Origin of the sequence: Salmonella sp. SAL00672 (assembly GCF_046552175.1) — a bacterium.
GTDB classification, from domain to species: domain Bacteria; phylum Pseudomonadota; class Gammaproteobacteria; order Enterobacterales; family Enterobacteriaceae; genus Salmonella; species Salmonella enterica.
This window is the reverse complement of record NZ_JBGDUQ010000003.1, coordinates 301498-319095: the sequence shown is the minus strand read 5'-3', so window position 1 is coordinate 319095 and position 17598 is coordinate 301498. Positions and strand designations below refer to the sequence as shown.

General features: G+C 51.2%; 16 protein-coding genes, 1 other RNA gene and 2 pseudogenes. 6 read left to right on the top strand and 13 right to left on the bottom strand.

Features of this window, described 5'->3' with window-relative positions; translation table 11 throughout:
* Positions 1 to 73: 73 nt before the first annotated feature.
* Positions 74 to 934, bottom strand: coding sequence for an acyl-CoA thioesterase II (tesB, locus tag ACLJTG_RS11460; RefSeq protein ID WP_000084180.1), 861 nt, complete (start codon positions 932 to 934; stop codon positions 74 to 76).
* Between the two features lie 214 nt (positions 935 to 1148).
* Here tesB and ACLJTG_RS11455 point away from each other — a divergent pair, with 214 nt between their 5' ends.
* Complete coding sequence (locus ACLJTG_RS11455) at positions 1149 to 1718, top strand: YbaY family lipoprotein (protein ID WP_000779802.1); 570 nt, start codon at positions 1149 to 1151, stop codon at positions 1716 to 1718.
* A 32-nt stretch (positions 1719 to 1750) separates the two neighbouring features.
* Here the strand turns inward: ACLJTG_RS11455 and ACLJTG_RS11450 are convergent, their stop codons facing one another.
* The gene (locus ACLJTG_RS11450) at positions 1751 to 2140 is read right to left on the bottom strand and encodes an MGMT family protein (protein WP_000961285.1); all 390 of its coding nucleotides are present in this window, start codon (positions 2138 to 2140) and stop codon (positions 1751 to 1753) included.
* An 84-nt stretch (positions 2141 to 2224) separates the two neighbouring features.
* On the opposite strand from ACLJTG_RS11450, the gene ffs reads away from it, so the two are divergent.
* Positions 2225 to 2321, top strand: an RNA gene (gene ffs, locus ACLJTG_RS11445) — signal recognition particle sRNA small type.
* Between the two features lie 49 nt (positions 2322 to 2370).
* On the opposite strand, the gene ACLJTG_RS11440 is transcribed toward ffs, so the two are convergent.
* Positions 2371 to 3921, bottom strand: coding sequence for an EAL domain-containing protein (locus tag ACLJTG_RS11440; protein WP_198898210.1), 1551 nt, complete (start codon positions 3919 to 3921; stop codon positions 2371 to 2373).
* A 224-nt stretch (positions 3922 to 4145) separates the two neighbouring features.
* On the opposite strand from ACLJTG_RS11440, the gene ACLJTG_RS11435 reads away from it, so the two are divergent.
* Both ACLJTG_RS11435 and ykgO read left to right on the top strand, forming a co-directional pair.
* Positions 4146 to 4406 (top strand): type B 50S ribosomal protein L31, encoded by a 261-nt coding sequence (locus tag ACLJTG_RS11435; protein WP_000801415.1) that lies wholly within the window; start codon positions 4146 to 4148, stop codon positions 4404 to 4406.
* 5 nt (positions 4407 to 4411) lie between these two features.
* Entirely contained in the window at positions 4412 to 4552 is a 141-nt protein-coding gene (ykgO, locus tag ACLJTG_RS11430) for a type B 50S ribosomal protein L36 (RefSeq protein ID WP_001197749.1), read from the top strand.
* Positions 4553 to 4607: 55 nt separating this feature from the next.
* Here ykgO and ACLJTG_RS11425 read toward each other — a convergent pair whose 3' ends face one another.
* The 6 genes from ACLJTG_RS11425 to acrA form a co-directional block, all read right to left on the bottom strand.
* Positions 4608 to 5078, bottom strand: coding sequence for a YlaC family protein (locus ACLJTG_RS11425; protein WP_000136183.1), 471 nt, complete (start codon positions 5076 to 5078; stop codon positions 4608 to 4610).
* A 117-nt stretch (positions 5079 to 5195) separates the two neighbouring features.
* The gene (gene maa / locus ACLJTG_RS11420; RefSeq protein WP_001278792.1) at positions 5196 to 5747 is read right to left on the bottom strand and encodes a maltose O-acetyltransferase; all 552 of its coding nucleotides are present in this window, start codon (positions 5745 to 5747) and stop codon (positions 5196 to 5198) included.
* Positions 5748 to 5925: 178 nt separating this feature from the next.
* The gene (locus ACLJTG_RS11415) at positions 5926 to 6144 is read right to left on the bottom strand and encodes an HHA domain-containing protein (protein WP_001280991.1); all 219 of its coding nucleotides are present in this window, start codon (positions 6142 to 6144) and stop codon (positions 5926 to 5928) included.
* A 27-nt stretch (positions 6145 to 6171) separates the two neighbouring features.
* Positions 6172 to 6546: an Hha toxicity modulator TomB gene (gene tomB, locus ACLJTG_RS11410; protein ID WP_000344807.1), complete on the bottom strand. Its 375-nt coding sequence runs from the start codon at positions 6544 to 6546 to the stop codon at positions 6172 to 6174.
* Between the two features lie 495 nt (positions 6547 to 7041).
* Positions 7042 to 10191 (bottom strand): efflux RND transporter permease AcrB, encoded by a 3150-nt coding sequence (gene acrB / locus ACLJTG_RS11405; RefSeq protein WP_001132508.1) that lies wholly within the window; start codon positions 10189 to 10191, stop codon positions 7042 to 7044.
* 22 nt (positions 10192 to 10213) lie between these two features.
* On the bottom strand, positions 10214 to 11407 hold the full coding sequence (acrA, locus tag ACLJTG_RS11400; protein WP_001039202.1) for a multidrug efflux RND transporter periplasmic adaptor subunit AcrA: 1194 nt from the start codon (positions 11405 to 11407) through the stop codon (positions 10214 to 10216).
* 141 nt (positions 11408 to 11548) lie between these two features.
* On the opposite strand from acrA, the gene acrR reads away from it, so the two are divergent.
* Positions 11549 to 12202 (top strand): multidrug efflux transporter transcriptional repressor AcrR, encoded by a 654-nt coding sequence (gene acrR / locus ACLJTG_RS11395; RefSeq protein ID WP_000101755.1) that lies wholly within the window; start codon positions 11549 to 11551, stop codon positions 12200 to 12202.
* Positions 12203 to 12320: 118 nt separating this feature from the next.
* Positions 12321 to 15683, top strand: a complete 3363-nt coding sequence (mscK, locus tag ACLJTG_RS11390) for a mechanosensitive channel MscK (protein WP_000178249.1) — start codon at positions 12321 to 12323, stop codon at positions 15681 to 15683.
* Between the two features lie 41 nt (positions 15684 to 15724).
* On the opposite strand, the pseudogene ACLJTG_RS11385 reads toward mscK, so the two are convergent.
* The 4 genes and pseudogenes from ACLJTG_RS11385 to priC form a co-directional block, all read right to left on the bottom strand.
* A pseudogene (locus ACLJTG_RS11385) lies at positions 15725 to 16204 on the bottom strand (Rpn family recombination-promoting nuclease/putative transposase); the annotation flags it as partial.
* 125 nt (positions 16205 to 16329) lie between these two features.
* Positions 16330 to 16773: pseudogene (locus tag ACLJTG_RS11380) on the bottom strand (Rpn family recombination-promoting nuclease/putative transposase); the annotation flags it as partial.
* 69 nt (positions 16774 to 16842) lie between these two features.
* A complete protein-coding gene (rsmS, locus tag ACLJTG_RS11375) occupies positions 16843 to 17010 on the bottom strand; it encodes a pleiotropic regulatory protein RsmS (protein WP_000051158.1) in 168 nt (55 codons plus the stop codon).
* A gap of 13 nt (positions 17011 to 17023) precedes the next feature.
* Positions 17024 to 17551, bottom strand: a complete 528-nt coding sequence (gene priC, locus ACLJTG_RS11370; RefSeq protein ID WP_170914551.1) for a primosomal replication protein N'' — start codon at positions 17549 to 17551, stop codon at positions 17024 to 17026.
* Between the last annotated feature and the right edge of the window lie 47 nt (positions 17552 to 17598).

Sequence of the window (17598 nt, the reverse complement as noted above, 5' to 3'; positions counted from 1 at the left end):
GCTTATCCAGTTTACCGTAGGCCGGATAAGCGCAGCGTCATCAGGCCATTAACGCCGCATAGCGGCATGTTTTTTAATTGTGATTACGCATTACCCCTTCCTGCACGGTTGAAGCGACCAACGCGCCATCCTGAGTATAAAACTCGCCGCGAACAAAGCCCCGGGCGCTGGAGGCGGAAGTGCTCTCCACGCTATAAAGTAGCCATTCATTAAAATTGAACGGGCGATGGAACCACATAGAGTGATCGATAGTGGCGATCTGAATGCCCTTTTCCAGAAAACCGATGCCGTGAGGCTGAAGCGCGACGGGAAGGAAATTCAGATCCGAGGCGTATCCCAGTAAATATTGATGGACGCGAATGTCATCCGGAACGGTGCCGTTGGCGCGAATCCATACCTGACGCACAGGCGCGGCGACGTGACCTTTCAACGGATTGTGAAATTCGACGGGACGAATTTCCAGCGGGCGATCGCAGAGAAACTTTTCTTTCAGAATCGGCGGCAGTAAATGCGCCAGCGATTGCGCGATTTCCGTTTCTGACGGTAGTCCTTCCGGCCCGACTACCGTCGGCATGGTTTTTTGATGTTCAAAACCCGGTTCCGGCGCCTGGAATGAGGCGGTCATGTAAAAGATGGGTTTCCCGTTCTGAATAGCGGCAACGCGGCGGGCGCTGAAGCTGTTCCCATCGCGCAGCACTTCTACGTCATAGATAATGGGTTTTTGGCTGTCGCCTGGCCGCAGAAAATAACTGTGGAATGAATGCACCAGTCGCGCTTCCGGCACCGTTTCTTTGGCGGCATAGAGCGCCTGGCCCACCACCTGACCGCCAAATACCTGGCGCAGCCCTAAGTCTTCACTTTGGCCCCGAAAGAGTCCTTCTTCAATTTTTTCCAGATTCAATAATGTCAGCAAATTATTCAGTGTCTGACTCATACATACTCTCCAGGTGACAACGATGCCGAAGCGAGGTAGGGCAGAGTATAACGCAATTTTGCAAGTGGTCCGATGGGTACAAAAGTCTGAATAACAGACCAATTCCAGGCAAAAATGAGTGACATGTGCCACACTTAATCACGTTATGTTTCTGTTAACCACTCTTCCGGCGGGGGGAAAGGCCTGCTGGTGCATTGATGATAAGGAGAATTGAATGAAACTCGTGCACATCGTAAGTGGTTTAGCGGTTGCGATATCTCTGGCGGCCTGCGCTGATAAAAGCGCTGATATCCAGACGCCTGCGCCAAACCCTAACATGTCGATTACAGCTAACCAGTCTACTATTCAGCAACCCAATGTTTCCGGTACCGTCTGGATCCGCCAGAAGGTCGCTCTGCCGCCAGATGCGGTGCTGACCGTGACGCTTTCAGATGCTTCGCTGGCTGATGCGCCTTCTAAGGTGCTGTCGCAAAAAGCGGTACGTACCGAAGGTAAACAGGCGCCTTTCAGTTTTGTGTTGCCGTTTAACCCATCAGATATTCAACCTAACGCGCGTATTCTCCTGAGCGCGGCCATCACCGTTGATAATAAGCTGGTATTTATTACCGATAGCGTGAAACCGGTGATTAATAATGGCGGCACTAAAGCGGATCTGACGCTGGTACCGGTACAGCAAACGGCGGTGCCTGTGCAGGCCAGCGGTGGTGCGACGACGACGGTTCCATCGACTTCGCCGACCCAGGTCAATCCGTCTTCTGCCGTTCCTGCGCCTACCCAGTATTAATCCTGCGCCAACCCTCTCCGTTACGGAGAGGGTTAATACACCCAGCGATAGCGTTGTAAATCGATTTGTCCGCTTCCCGACACCACCACGCCTTCCGCCAGTAATGCCTGACGTTGCCGCTGTAGATCCGGCCCGGTAAGTGATATTGCGCCGTGGCGGTTCACCACCCGATGCCATGGTAAAGTGCTGCCTTCCGGCAGACGTTTTAAAACTCCGCCGACCTGACGCGCCGCCCGAGGCGAACCGGCAAGCCGGGCGACATCGCCGTAGGTCGTGACAAACCCTTCCGGGATCGAAGCGACGATTTGCCAGACGCGTTGAGGAAAAGTGTCCTGAATATCCATAATAGAATCCTGCGTTAATGCTTCAGGATAATCTGGAATAAGGGGGGAGGAAAGCCCGGATGCGCAAGAAACCAGCATCCGATGCCTGATGGGTTGCAATTGCACGATATAGCAGTGATAATGCGCCTGCGCGTTGGTTCACAACGCTCTCAATGGGGGCTCTGTTGGTTCTCCCGCAACGCTACTCTGTTTACCAGGTCAGGTCCGGAAGGAAGCAGCCAAGGCAGATGACGTGTGTGCCGGGATGTAGCTGGCAGGGCCCCCACCCATTTGTGCCTCTCCACACTGTTCTTTTCTGCTGTGCGACGTTATAGCCGCTGTTCCGCCCAAAGAATAAATGCCGTAGCGGGTAGGGGCTTACTGTATAACCAGCCCTGACCATAATGTACGCCATGCTGGCGTAGCCACTGTTCTTGCCTGATCGTTTCGATGCCTTCTGCGACCATCTTGAGTTTGAGCGTTTTCGCCATTTCAATAATATGCGGCGTGACGTTTTTATATTCCAGCGCATCGACAAAAGATTTATCAATTTTAAGGACATCCACATCCAGATTTTGTAAGTAGCTGAGGCTGGAATAGCCGGTGCCAAAGTCATCAATATAAATGGAATGACCCGCGTTACGGTATCTGGCGACAATGGGCGCGCTGGTTTTCGGATCGGCGAACTCGCGTTCCGTTAATTCAAGCGCGATTTGCGACGGAGAAATTTGGCTACGGTTCAGCAGCGTGCTTAACAGCGTCGGCAACGTTTCCGACGCCAGATCGGATGCCTCAAGATTGATTGAAATATGTTGTTTGGGATGGGACTTTAACCAACTCCCCATGTCTTCAAAAACGGTTTCGATGATTAGCCGGGTTAGCGGCTCCGTGAGCCCGGTTTGTTCAGCCAGCGCGATAAAAATTTCCGGCGAAAGGAAGGTGCCGTCCGCCTGTTGCCAGCGAGCTAAGGCTTCGGCACCGACAATTTTTCCGCTGCTCAGGGAGACAATAGGCTGATAGTGTACGTTAATTTCGCGATTGTCTATCGCATCCTGGAGACGGTGGCGGGGCGACTGTAGTCGACGCAAAATACGCAGAATAAAGGCCGCGGCCAGCAGACCCGTTACGATGCCCGCCGGTAGCCAGATAAACGCCTGTCGATACCAGCTCCTTTCCAGCGGAGCGGTCGGTGCCCAGCTTACGATAGTAATGCCCATTTCCGGAAAGGGGTGGATAGCATACTGAATGCCTCGGTTTTCCAGCCGCAGGGGCGTCTCATGGTGAATGAGCGGAAGAATAGCGGGGTCAAGGTTACCGCTGCTGGCAACCACAGTATTGCGTTCCCGGCCAATAATAGCGACGTCAATCGGCCATGCGCCAAACGGAATCACATCGATAAAGGACGCCGGGTCGATCATCACGATATAGCTGTCGCTCCCGAGTGCCGCCATATAGCGTTTTATACCCAGATCGTTTTGCGCCGTAAACCAGGCGCGATAACCGTCGCGAGTGATTTTCATGGGCGGAGGGAACGCGGGAATATGGCTCTCTTTTTCAAGTGAGGAACAAACGGGAATCGAATTTTTAAGATACAGAACTTCCTGGACATACCGAAAGCTATAAGACACGCGGCGCATGGCGAGTAAATGGGCGCTGCTGCAGGGCTCGCCTTTAAAGGAGGCAATATGCGTTAACGCGGCTTTTGCCTGGTCACTGACCCTTTCTGTACGTAGCGCCACCCGGGACGAGAAGATATCCAGCTCTTCATTAAACCTTTTTTCAACTTGACGGTGCGCCAGCCACAGACTCAATCCTATCGGGAAAAGGACAGACAGGATAAGCACTCCCGTTACCAGGCTGACCAGATGTCGTGTTGTCACAGTGATGTCCTTATAAACACAGCGTAGAGAAAGTATATCCGATCGTAAATCGCGCCCTCGAATGATAAAGCTATTTTATCGATTTTACAGATACAGGGGCCAGACTAACGCGTTACGCCACGTTGCTTTTGCTGCCAGGAAGAGATCGTGAATGTTTACCGGTTGAAAAAGGATCGTTGATAGCGTATTTTGTTGTTATGTTATAACATAATTGAGAGGGCGCAATGAAACCTGATATTCATCCTGTATACCGCACCGTCGTATTTCACGACACCAGCGCAAATGAATATGTGAAAGTGGGATCAACTATCAAAACTGAACGTGAAATCGAACTGGACGGCGTGACATATCCGTATGTCACTATTGATGTGTCATCAAAATCGCATCCTTTTTATACCGGTAGACAGAAAACGTTTGATAGCGAAAGTAGCGCCGCACGCTTCCAGAAACGTTTTGGTCATTTTATCGGCGCTAAAAGGGGGTAAATGAAATGCAGGTGTTAAACTCACTTCGCAATGCAAAACAACGGCATCCGGATTGCCAGATAGTCAAACGCAAAGGACGCTTATACGTGATTTGTAAAACAAATCCGCGTTTTAAGGCGGTTCAGGGGCGTAAAAAAAGACGTTAAAAAACCAACAGTTCAGGGAAAGCAGTGCGTACCAGGGAGGGTGCGCACTTTTTTATTACCGGCTGGCTTCTGCGCGGGCCAACGTAAAAATATCGTAGAAGGAAAGTTCGCCCTTACGGGCAACCATTTTTTGCAGCTGGACTTTATGTTCATTATCCACCTGTGGAGACTGAAGAATCGTCTCAATGAGCGTGGGGGGAACAAAGCGGGTGTTGTACCATTCGCCGTTGTAACAGACCCGGAGGTCCAGCACATCGATGTCGTTATAGTGATAACGCGGGGCGATGTCGAAAAAGAAGAAGCCATTAAATGCGATAAATAACACCACTAACAGCCACACTGACCCCACCAGCGTTTCTGATTGCAGCATGACCGCCAGCGTCGCAAACCAGGCCGCATACATCGCGATAAATAACCCAGGATGCTTGCGGATAAAACTGATACTAAAACGCGGCCTGTTATCGCGTTTTTCACGGACGTTTAAGTCATCAATAGTTTCGCTAAGCAGGCGCTGTATCTCTGTCATCTTTTGCCTTCATGATTTCTGCGACATAGGGGGTAATAACAGCTCATTTTAAAGGGAGGTGTAACGTGAAAAAAGTAACAGATTAACCACGAATTAGCATAACAGTTATCATTTTGACTACAATTTTTTAATGATTCGCGCCGGATTTCCGCCTACCACAACGTCTGGCGGTACGTTTTTTATCACCACAGCGCCTGAAGCGACGACGACGTTATCGCCGATGGTTACGCCCGGATTAACGACGGCTCGTCCGCCTATCCAGACATTATTTCCGATAGTGACGGGTTTACCTAATTCTCTGCCGCTGTTGCGTTCGACGGCGTCCAGTGGGTGCGTGGCGGTATAGATATGTACCCCTGGCGCGAGCATACAATTATCGCCAATATGAATTGGGCAAACATCAAGCATGACGCAGTCGAAGTTAGCGTAAAAGGAGTGACCAAGAAAAATATTATAGCCGTAGTCGCAACGAAAGGAAGGTTCAATATAGGCGTCTTCGCATCGACCCAACAGGTCGCGTAAAATCGCCTGACGCTTATTTATTTCATCAGGCGTAGTATAATTGTATTGATGGATGAGTTGACGCGCCCGCAGTCGATCCTGGCATAAAGTTTCATCGGTCGGGCAATACAGTGCCCCAGCGATCATTTTTTGTTTTTCGTCACTCATCGCGCGCTCCCCTTGGTGGATATTATCGCAATAGAAGCAATAATAAAGTATTAGAGGGAACGTTCCCTGCTATTGGTATGTGATCTATATCACTGTTCTATAATAGCCCTTTGTGTTATTAGCCTGAACGAGGAGGCAGATAACACCTGTGTGTTCTCTAAAAAGTAATGTTGCGTGATTAACGAATGAATTTCCATACTGAAGAGGGGATCTTGTCGTAGAGTTTGTTCATCGTCAATTCTGCAAGACGGTGATCCGCAGCTGAGTAAAATACAGCCAGCTCATTGTCGGATAATTCATATTTATTTTTCTCAATGACGCGCTCCAGAGTGTCAATTGTCTGACAGCGCCGTAAACGCATCAAATAATCAGTTTTAGTTAATGGTTTATCAGACATAAATTCTACCTATGATTGTAATAATTTTTAACAAGACAAACTAACAGGATTAGCCCTGGTGGCGTTGACGAAACAACGGAACAGGCGGTTGCCCGATTTACGCCATTTTTGCAAATCCTGCGTATTAATACCATAGCTGCTGAACAACATAAAGGTGTCGTCCAGGTATTCATCTATCTGCGCAATCAATTTATTGTCTTCATTGTACTTAATTTTATAATTAAGCGCGAAAGTTGCAATATGCTCTATCAGCTCATTGAGCTGCAGGTTGACTGCTGAGGTCGGGTCATTAACCCAGCCATGGTTGCTTTCTTCAAGGTTTGCAAGACAGTCATGATACAGGGTTTCGCAAAGAAATTTAAGCTGTGCTATATCATGTCTTTTGGGTGAGTATTCGTCCATAATGCATCCCCTTTTTAGTGGCTTAAACTAACCGAACACCTTCGGGATGGATACAACTAACTAACCTGGTACTTCCCACGTCACCTTATGATTTAACTATAATCTACTCTAAAAAACTTTTCATCGTCATATTACGAAAAATTACAATTGCGTGAAAGCCGCGTGTTGCCATACTTTTTCGAATTTTAACAGTGATCGTCGGTCGCCTAAAAAGGAACCAGTTTTATTGTTTGTGTAATCATTGGGTTAACGTTTTTTAGCTTTTCAGGCTAAAACAATAGACTCTGACAGGAGAAAATAGCCAGGAATATTCTTAATATTTCTTAATTAATGGCTGAATTAAGAAATGGCCAACTTTCCTAAGAAAAGCCTTTAACGCAGTAAGGATTATACCTTTTATTAATATGGCAAAAAATAATCAATCTAACAATAAGCGTATTTTATGATTTTTGCGTAAAAAAGGCCGCTTGCGCGGCCTTATCAACAGTGAGCAAATCAGCGATGTTCTGTCGAATGACTATGCTCAATATCTTCGCTTTTACGGCTAAAGCGGCGGCGTACCACCACGAAGAAGACCGGTACGAAGAAAATAGCCAGTACGGTTGCCGTTACCATCCCGCCCAGTACGCCAGTACCTACCGCATTCTGTGCGCCGGAACCCGCGCCGGAACTGATAACCAGCGGCATAACCCCCAGCATGAACGCTAACGAGGTCATCAGAATCGGGCGCAAACGCATCCGGACGGCCTCCAGCGTCGCTTCTACCAGACCTTTCCCTTCTTTATCCATTAAGTCTTTGGCGAATTCGACGATAAGTATCGCGTTCTTCGCCGACAACCCAATGGTTGTGAGCAGGCCCACCTGGAAGTAAACGTCGTTAGTCAGTCCGCGGAAGGTGGCAGCCAGCAGCGCGCCGATAACCCCAAGCGGAACAACCAGCATTACGGAGAACGGGATAGACCAGCTCTCATACAATGCCGCCAGACACAGGAAGACGACGATCAGCGAGATAGCATACAGAGCAGGGGCCTGGTTGCCGGACAACCGCTCCTGGTAGGACATCCCGGTCCAGTCATATCCAATGCCTGACGGCAGCTTGCTGGCCAGTTCTTCCATCATCGCCATCGCTTCACCAGTACTCTTGCCTGGCGCCGCCTGACCCAGAATTTCCATCGAAGGCAGACCGTTATAGCGTTCCAGACGCGGCGAACCATATTCCCAGCGGGAAGAGGAGAATGCGGAGAACGGCACCATCTGACCATCGCTACCACGAACGTACCAGTCGTTAATATCATCCGGCAACATGCGGTATTTCGCTTCGGACATCACGTAAACTTTCTTCACACGACCGCGATCGATAAAGTCGTTTACATAGCTGCCGCCCCATGCTGCGCCCAGCGTGGTATTAATGTCGCTAATAGACACGCCCAGCGCCTGAGCTTTTTCCTGGTCGATATCGATTTTAAACTGCGGCGTATCTTCCAGACCGTTAGGTCGAACGCCGACCAGCAGATCAGGATATTTCGCCACCTCGCCGAACAACTGATTACGTGCCTGGGTGAGTTTTTCGTGACCAAGTCCCGCCTGGTCAATCAACTCGAAGTCAAACCCGGTTGCGGTGCCCAGTTCAACAATCGCCGGCAGGTTAAAGGCGAAGACCATCGCATCTTTAATTTGTGAAAACGCTGCGGTTGCCCGCTGGGTAATCGCTTCAACCTTGTTTTTTTCGCCTGGACGATCGGCCCAGTCTTTCAACGACACGAATGCAATACCGGTATTCTGACCGCGCCCTGCAAAACCGAAGCCGTTGACGGCGAATACCGATTCAACGTTGGCTTTCTCTTTGTTCAGATAGTAATCCGTGACCTCATCCAGCACTTTTTGCGTGCGCTCTTGCGTCGCGCCGGCGGGGAGCTGGACCATTGTCAGGAATACGCCCTGGTCTTCATCCGGCAAGAAAGAGCTTGGCAGACGAACGAACAGATAAGCCATACCGACGACGATAATGAGATAGAGCAGCAGATAACGCCCGGTGCTGCGCAGAATATTGCCTACGCTATCGGTGTAGTGATGCGTGCTCTTATCGAACAGGCGGTTAAACCAGCCGAAAAAGCCTTTTTTCCCTTCGCCATGATCGCCTTTGGCGACGGGTTTGAGCATCGTCGCGCACAGCGCAGGCGTCAGGATCAGCGCGACCAGCACCGACAGCGCCATCGCCGATACGATGGTGATAGAGAACTGACGATAAATTGCCCCAGTTGAGCCGCCAAAGAAGGCCATCGGAATAAATACCGCCGACAGTACCATCGCGATACCCACCAATGCGCCCTGAATCTGGCCCATGGATTTGCGCGTCGCTTCCTTCGGCGGAAGGCCTTCTTCCGTCATAACACGTTCGACGTTCTCGACCACCACGATGGCGTCATCCACCAGCAAGCCGATGGCGAGCACCATCCCGAACATCGTCAGCGTGTTTATCGAGAAACCGAATGCCGCAAGCACGGCAAAGGTTCCCAACAACACCACCGGAACCGCAATAGTCGGAATCAACGTCGCGCGGAAGTTCTGCAGGAACAGGTACATCACCAGGAACACGAGGATAATCGCTTCGACCAGAGTTTTTACCACTTCATGAATAGAGATCTTCACGAACGGCGTGGTGTCATACGGGTAGACGATTTTCATCCCTGGCGGGAAGAACGGTTCCATTTTTTTCAGTTCGGCGCGAATAGCGGTAGCGGTATCCAGCGCGTTGGCGCCGGTAGCCAGTTTGATGCCAAGACCTGACGCTGGCTGACCGTTAAATTTCGCGATGACGTCGTAGTTCTCGCCGCCAAGCTCAATTTTCGCTACATCCCGCAGACGAACCTGGGAGCCATCCTGATTCACTTTCAGCAGGATTTTGCCAAACTCATCCGTTGAGGTCAGACGCGTTTGGGCAATAATCGATGCGTTAAGCTGCTGGCCTTTTACCGGCGGCGTACCACCGAGCTGACCTGCCGCGACCTGGGCGTTCTGCGCTTTGATCGCGTTAATCACGTCGACCGGCGTCAGTTGGTATTTGGTCAGCTCTGTCGGATTCATCCAGATACGCATCGCATACTGCGAACCAAACAGCTGGACGTCGCCCACCCCAGAGGTACGGCTGATCGGATCTTTCATATTGGCGGCAACGTAATCCGAAATATCCTCCTGGGTCATGGTGCCGTCGGTGTTAATGACGCCCACTACCATCAGGAAGCTACTTGAGGACTTCTCAACGCTCACGCCCTGTTGCTGTACTTCCTGGGGAAGTAACGGCATTGCCAGTTGCAACTTGTTCTGAACCTGAACCTGCGCGATATCCGCATCGGTGCCGGATTCAAAGGTCAGCGTGATCTGCACGGTCCCCGTGGAGTCACTGTTGGAGGACATATACATCAGGTTATCGATACCGTTCATATTCTGTTCGATAACCTGCGTGACGGTATCCTGTACCGTTTTCGCATCAGCGCCAGGGTAGGTTGCGGAGATCGTCACTGCTGGTGGCGCAATCGTCGGATATTGCGCTACCGGCAATTTGAGGATCGCGAGCCCCCCTGCCAACATGATGATGATGGCGATCACCCACGCAAATATAGGGCGATCGATAAAGAAATTAGGCATGTCTTAACGGCTCCTGTTTAAGTTAAGACCTGGGCTGAGCAGGTTGATCACCGCTTGCGGCTTGCTGTTTGTTATCCGCGGTAATTTCCTGCACTTTAACCTGTGCGCCAGGACGTACTTTTTGCAGCCCGCTGACGACTACGCGGTCGCCCGCTTTCAACCCGTCAGTCACCAGCCACTTATCGCCGATCGCCTGGCTTGCGACGATTTGGCGGGTTTCCACTTTGTTATCAGCGCCAACCACCAGCACCGTGGCATCGCCGCGTGGAGTACGGGTAACGCCCTGTTGTGGAACCAGTAATGCCGTCGGTTTTGTCCCTTCCTGCAGACGTGCGCGAACGAACATTCCTGGCAATAAGGTGTGATCCGGGTTAGGGAAGATGGCGCGCAAAGTAATAGACCCGGTGGTTTGGTCAACGGTCACGTCGGAGAACTCAAGCGTACCGGACTGCGGGAATTTGATACCGTCGCTGGTCACCAGGTCGACCTTCGCTTTGCCGTTTTCCTGTTTCAGCGAACCATTTGCCAGCTCCTGCTTCAGGCGCAGGAAGTCATTGCTGGACTGGGTCACATCGACATAAATAGGGTCTAGCTGCTGCACTGTCGCCAGCGCCGACGCCTGACCGTTCTGTACCAGCGCGCCTTCCGTTACGGACGACTTACCAATACGACCGCTAATCGGTGAGGTGACTTTGGTATACGCCAGGTTGATACGTGCGGTTTCAACGGCGGCTTTTGCTGCGACAACGGCGGCAGTCGCTTGTTGCGCATCAGCCAGCGCCTGATCGTATTCCTGCTTACTGATGTACTGCGTACCCAGCAGCTTTTGATAACGCTTCACCGTCAGTTCAGCGATATTCGCGGCGGCCTGCGCTTTTGCCAGATCGCCCTTAGCGCTGTCGTAAGTCGCCTGGTAGGTCGCAGGATCAATCTGATAGAGAGAGACTCCCGCTTCGATATCACTTCCCTCAACGAAATTACGCTTCAGGATAATGCCGCTTACCTGTGGGCGAACTTCGGCGATACGGTAAGCAACGGTACGACCCGGAAGTTCAGTTGTGATTTGCAGTGGTTCCGTTTTTAGTGTGACAACTCCAACTTCTGGCATCTGCTGGCCGCCTTGCTGGTCCTGTTTGTCGTCACATCCTGTTAGCGCTAAGCTGCCTGAGAGCATCAGAACGACCGCCAGAGGCGTTAACCCTCTGTTTTTGTTCATATGTAAACCTCGAGTGTCCGATTTCAAATTGGTCAATGGTCAAAGGTCCTTAAACCCATTGCTGCGTTTATATTATCGTCGTGCTATGGTACATACATCCATAAATGTATGTAAATCTAACGCCTGTAAATTCACCGACATATGGCACGAAAAACCAAACAACAAGCGCTGGAGACACGACAACACATCCTGGATGTGGCCCTGCGTTTGTTCTCGCAGCAAGGCGTATCGGCAACCTCGCTGGCGGAGATTGCGAACGCTGCTGGCGTGACGCGCGGCGCAATCTATTGGCATTTCAAAAATAAGTCGGATTTATTCAGTGAGATCTGGGAGCTATCAGAATCCAATATTGGTGAGCTTGAGATTGAGTATCAGGCAAAATTCCCCGACGATCCACTATCTGTATTAAGAGAAATTTTAGTTCATATTCTTGAAGCTACTGTAACAGAAGAACGACGCCGCTTATTGATGGAGATTATATTCCATAAATGTGAGTTTGTCGGAGAAATGGTTGTGGTTCAACAGGCGCAACGTAGCCTTTGTCTGGAAAGTTACGATCGGATTGAACAAACGTTAAAACATTGTATTAATGCTAAAATGCTGCCTGAAAATCTGCTGACCCGTCGTGCGGCGATACTGATGCGCAGCTTTATTTCAGGGCTCATGGAAAACTGGTTATTTGCTCCGCAATCGTTTGATTTAAAAAAAGAAGCTCGCGCCTACGTCACGATCCTGCTGGAGATGTATCAATTGTGTCCGACGCTGCGCGCGTCGACGGTCAACGGCTCCCCCTGATAATATTCCAGGAAAACTCCTGGACATTTTCTGTGTCGCTATTCTGTTTGTTACAGGCGTGATATTCTTGCGACTCAATTATTTCCGGTCTGCTTGCCGGTTCAGACACTTCATTCTCATGACTATGTTGCAGCTTTATAAACGTTCACAGCATTTTGTTTTTATTACAATTAGCGTCCTTATTATCCTGCTGTCCTGTCAGTCTCTGGCGTTTGCCCGGGGGCAAACGAATGGCGACCTGCCGTCAAAAGCGGATGTGCAAAACCAGCTGGATACGCTGAATAAGCAAAAAGATCTCTCCGCCCAGGATAAGCTCGTCCAGCAAGACCTTATTGATACGTTAGCTACGCTGGAGAAAATCGAGCGGGTGAAAGAGGAGACCGTACAGCTACGGCAGAAGGTGGCGCAGGCGCCTGAAAAAATGCGTCAGGCGACGGCAGCGTTGAATGCGCTGAGCGATGTCGATAATGATGATGAAATGCGAAAAACGCTGAGTGCGCTTTCGCTACGTCAGCTTGAGCTGCGCGTGGCGCAGGTACTGGATGATTTGCAAAATTCGCAAAACGATCTTGCCGCTTATAACAGCCAGCTTGTTTCGCTACAGACCCAGCCTGAGCGCGTGCAAAACGCCATGTATACCGCCTCACAGCAAATACAGCAAATCCGTAACCGTCTGGACGGCAATAACGTCGGCGAAGCCGCGCTTCGCCCCAGCCAACAGGTGTTATTACAGGCACAACAGGCGCTGCTTAATGCGCAGATCGACCAGCAACGTAAGAGTCTTGAAGGGAATACCGTTTTGCAGGACACCCTGCAAAAACAGCGAGATTACGTGACGGCCAACAGTAATCGTCTTGAACATCAGCTTCAACTTTTACAGGAGGCGGTCAACAGTAAACGACTTACGCTAACGGAAAAAACGGCCCAGGAGGCTATTTCGCCGGACGAAACGGCGCGTATCCAGGCGAACCCGCTGGTAAAACAGGAACTGGATATTAACCATCAACTCAGCCAGCGTCTGATTGTCGCGACCGAAAACGGCAATATGTTGATGCAGCAAAACATTAAAGTAAAAAACTGGCTCGATCGCGCGCTGCAGTCGGAAAGAAATATCAAAGAACAGATTGCCGTCTTAAAAGGCAGCCTGTTGCTGTCGCGTATTCTTTATCAACAGCAGCAAACCCTGCCCTCCGCCGACGAACTCGAAGATATGACCAACCGCATTGCGGATTTGCGTCTGGAGCAGTTTGAAATCAACCAGCAGCGTGATGCCTTATTCCAAAGCGATGCCTTTGTCGACAAGCTGGAGGAGGGGCATACCAGCGAGGTGAATGATGAAGTTCATGATGCGTTGCTTCAGGTGGTGGAGATGCGCCGTGAGCTATTGGATCAGCTAAATAAACAGTTGGGTAACCAGCTGATGATGGCGATTAACCTGCAAGTTAACCAGCAGCAGTTGATGAGCGTCTCGAAAAATCTGAAAGCCATTCTGACGCAGCAGATTTTTTGGGTGAACAGTAACCGCCCTATGGACTGGGACTGGCTTAAAGCGTTCCCCCAAACGTTAAAAGAGCAATTCAGCGCCATGAAAATCACGGTGAACTGGCAAAAAGCCTGGCCCGCGGTATTTATTGCTTTTTTGGCCGGGTTACCGCTCTTGCTCATCGCCGGTTTAATCCGCTGGCGTCTGAAATGGTTAAAAGCGTATCAACAGAAGCTGGCCGCCGCCGTGGGATCGCTGCGTAACGATAGTCAGCTCAATACGCCAAAAGCTATTCTGATCGATCTGATCCGCGCGCTGCCGGTGTGCCTGATTATTCTCGCGCTTGGACTGATCCTGCTGACCATGCAGCTAAATATCAGCGATCTGCTCTGGGCCTTTAGTAAAAAGCTCGCAATGTTCTGGCTGGTCTTTGGGCTGTGCTGGAAGGTGCTGGAAAAAGAGGGCGTGGCGATACGCCATTTTGGTATGCCGGCGCAGTTGACCAGCCACTGGCGTCGCCAGATTGTACGCATTAGCCTCGCATTGCTGCCGCTGCACTTTTGGTCTGTGGTGGCGGAGTTGTCGCCGCTGAATCTGATGGATGACGTGCTGGGGCAGGCGGTTATTTTCCTCAATCTGCTGGTCATAACATTGCTGGTGTGGCCACTGTGCCGGGAAAGCTGGCGCGATAAAGAATCTCACGGCATTCGACTGGTGACCGTGACGATTCTTTCCATTATTCCGGTGGCGTTAATGGTATTAACGGCGACCGGCTATTTCTATACCACCCTGCGCCTGGCGGGGCGCTGGATTGAAACCGTCTATCTGGTCATTATCTGGAACCTGCTTTATCAAACGGTGCTGCGCGGGTTAAGTGTAGCGGCGCGCCGGATTGCCTGGCGACGCGCGCTGGCTCGTCGTCAGAACCTGGTAAAAGAGGGAGCGGAAGGGGCGGAGCCACAGGAAGAACCCACCATCGCGCTGGAGCAGATTAACCAGCAAACATTACGTATCACGATGCTGCTAATGCTTGCCCTGTTTGGCGTTATGTTCTGGGCGATTTGGTCCGATTTGATCACCGTATTCAGCTATCTTGATAGCATCACGCTGTGGCACTACAACGGCTCCGAAGCTGGCGCTGCGGTGGTGAAAAGCGTGACGATGGGCAGCTTGCTATTTGCCATTATTGCCGCGATGGTGGCCTGGGCGCTCATCCGCAACTTACCCGGCCTGCTGGAAGTGCTGGTGCTTTCACGCCTGAATATGCGCCAGGGGGCTTCGTATGCGATCACCACGATCCTTAACTACGTCATTATCGCTGTTGGCGCGATGACAGTATTCGGATCGCTCGGCGTCTCGTGGGATAAACTCCAGTGGCTGGCGGCGGCGTTGTCGGTAGGTCTCGGTTTTGGGCTACAGGAGATCTTCGGTAACTTTGTCTCGGGTTTAATCATCCTCTTCGAACGTCCGGTACGCATTGGCGATACGGTAACGATCGGCACCTACTCCGGCACGGTCAGTAAGATTCGTATTCGCGCCACCACTATTACCGATTTTGATCGTAAAGAAGTGATCATTCCGAACAAAGCGTTCGTGACGGAGCGGCTGATTAACTGGTCCCTCTCCGATACCACGACACGTCTGGTGATCCGGCTTGGCGTGGCCTATGGCTCGGATCTGGAGAAAGTGAAAAGAGTCCTGCTACAGGCGGCGATGGAGCATCCGAAGGTGATGCACGATCCGGAACCTGCCGTATTCTTCACCACCTTTGGCGCCAGCACTCTGGATCATGAACTGCGTCTGTACGTGCGTGAATTGCGCGATCGTAGCCATACGGTGGATGAACTGAACCGCGCGATCGATCGACTGTGCCGTGAAAATGATATCAATATCGCCTTTAACCAGCTTGAGGTGCATCTGCATAACGCGAAGGGCGACGAAGTCACTGAAGTGAAGCGCGATCTCAACGGCGGCGATCTGGCGCCTACGGCAAGCTAAAAGGCGGTGGGCTGCGCGCTTTATGAGTGCGCGCGGCGCCGCTAATGCGAAAGCGTAGAAAGCTCTTCCGGCGTAATGCCGGTGACGCTGGCGATGAGCCCAGGTTCCAGCCCGTTGGCAAGCATTTTGCGGGCAATAGCGCGCGCTTCGGCCTCACGGCCTTGTGCTAACCCTTGCTCAAGGCCTTTTTGCAACCCTTCCGTTCGGCCTTTTTCTTCCAGCCATTCCGCTATTGTCATCAGTTGTTCCTTATACTGCGGCGCGCCCTGCGCCAGTTGACGAATTAGCGCCCCGGGTTCTGCGGCGTTTCCTGCTTTCAACATATAGTTGATCAGCACACTGAGCTGCGCGTCCGTCAAATGATCCTGCGTTAAAAGCGTGATAAGGGGGTCGAGCAGTTCGCTTAAATCGCGTTGACGAATGTGTTTTTGCAGGAGCTCTAACATCGCTATCCGCCGATGCTGCAAAAGCTGATTATCCGGCATTGTCGTCAGGTCGACCAGCGCAAATTCATGACTGTATATACCCTTCATACTTCAAGTTGCTTATGTGTTGGCTACGCTCGCTCACCCCAGTCACATAGTTATCTATGCTCCTGGGGACTCACTCCCTTGCCGCCTTTAAGCAACTCGAATTATTTTGGGTATAAGGCCTTCGCCATATCCGGTTTCACAAACATATTATGCCAGTTAAGGCTATAGGGCCACGGGCTTTCCGGACCGTGATAAAAAAGGATTGGCACCACCAGCGGCAAGGTATCATGACCGGCATCCAGATGACGCTGCATGGCGGCAATGGCGTAACGCATCAGGCGAAAAGCCATCAGCCGGTCTGATTTGCTCTGATGTTCAATGAGCGCGTAAACATACCCGGGGCCGTGTTGGGTATGCAGAGAGTAGAGAATATCTGAATAGCGGCTGCGTAAATTGTCTTCAACAAAACTCCCTGACTCCAGCTTCAGTGAATCCAGATCGCAGATTGCAAGAAAGTCTTCTGGCATGTGGAGAGCCAGAAAGTCGCGGGCGACCTCTTTTTGCATCAGCATTTGTCGAAATACCGCATCGTGCGGCGTGGTGGGTAGACGTTCCATGACCCATCCCTTGTTGCCTGACTGTAGCGACCACTCTGTCAGCGACAACTAGGACAAACCAGAGGGCAATTACTCTGTTTGCGAGTCGTCTTCCGTACTTTTTAACTTGTTTTCATAATCTCGCATAACTATTTCCAGCGCGCGTAGCACCGTTCGTGCCGGTAAGCGATTCTCTTCAAGCAGCATAATTAAATCCACGGCCAGTTTGATTTCATCAGGGGCATTTTCAAGCGACATACTTTCTCCAGGGTTAGCGGGTTAAACGCGCCAGTACGTTTTCTATTTTCTCCAGCGCATGTCGACAGCGCGCCAGCCGTCCTTCATAGATCTCGACTTCCTTTTGCAGCGTTTGTTGTTCGACAAGGCCGGTCGCCTGCGCCAGACGAATTTTGCGCTCCTGTGTCATCGCCAGTAGTCGACGTTCAAACTCCTGATGCTGTATTCGTCTGCGCTGCCAACGGCCAAGCCCTGGCGCGGCGGTGTCCCACTGGCGCAGCGACCAGGCGGCGGTTTCACGCGATATTGCCTCCAGTTGCGAAGCCAGATGTTCCGCCAGCCAGGCGACTTGCGGCAGTTGCTCATGTTTTACCGCCTGACGCAACGCGGCGAGATTGGCGTCAGCCTCTTCCAGATATCCCTGCAACAGAGTACTGCGGGTACGGAAAAGGTGTCGGTCAAAGCGCGCGCTTAACGTCGCATGTTGCGCCAGCGGCGCGCTGCGTTGGCGTAGCGTCGCCAGCCTCTCTTCCAGCGTCTGTAACAGCATAGCGGTTTTCAATTCAACACCCCGATGAAAATAAGACAGGCTGTGCTACAGTAGCCTTC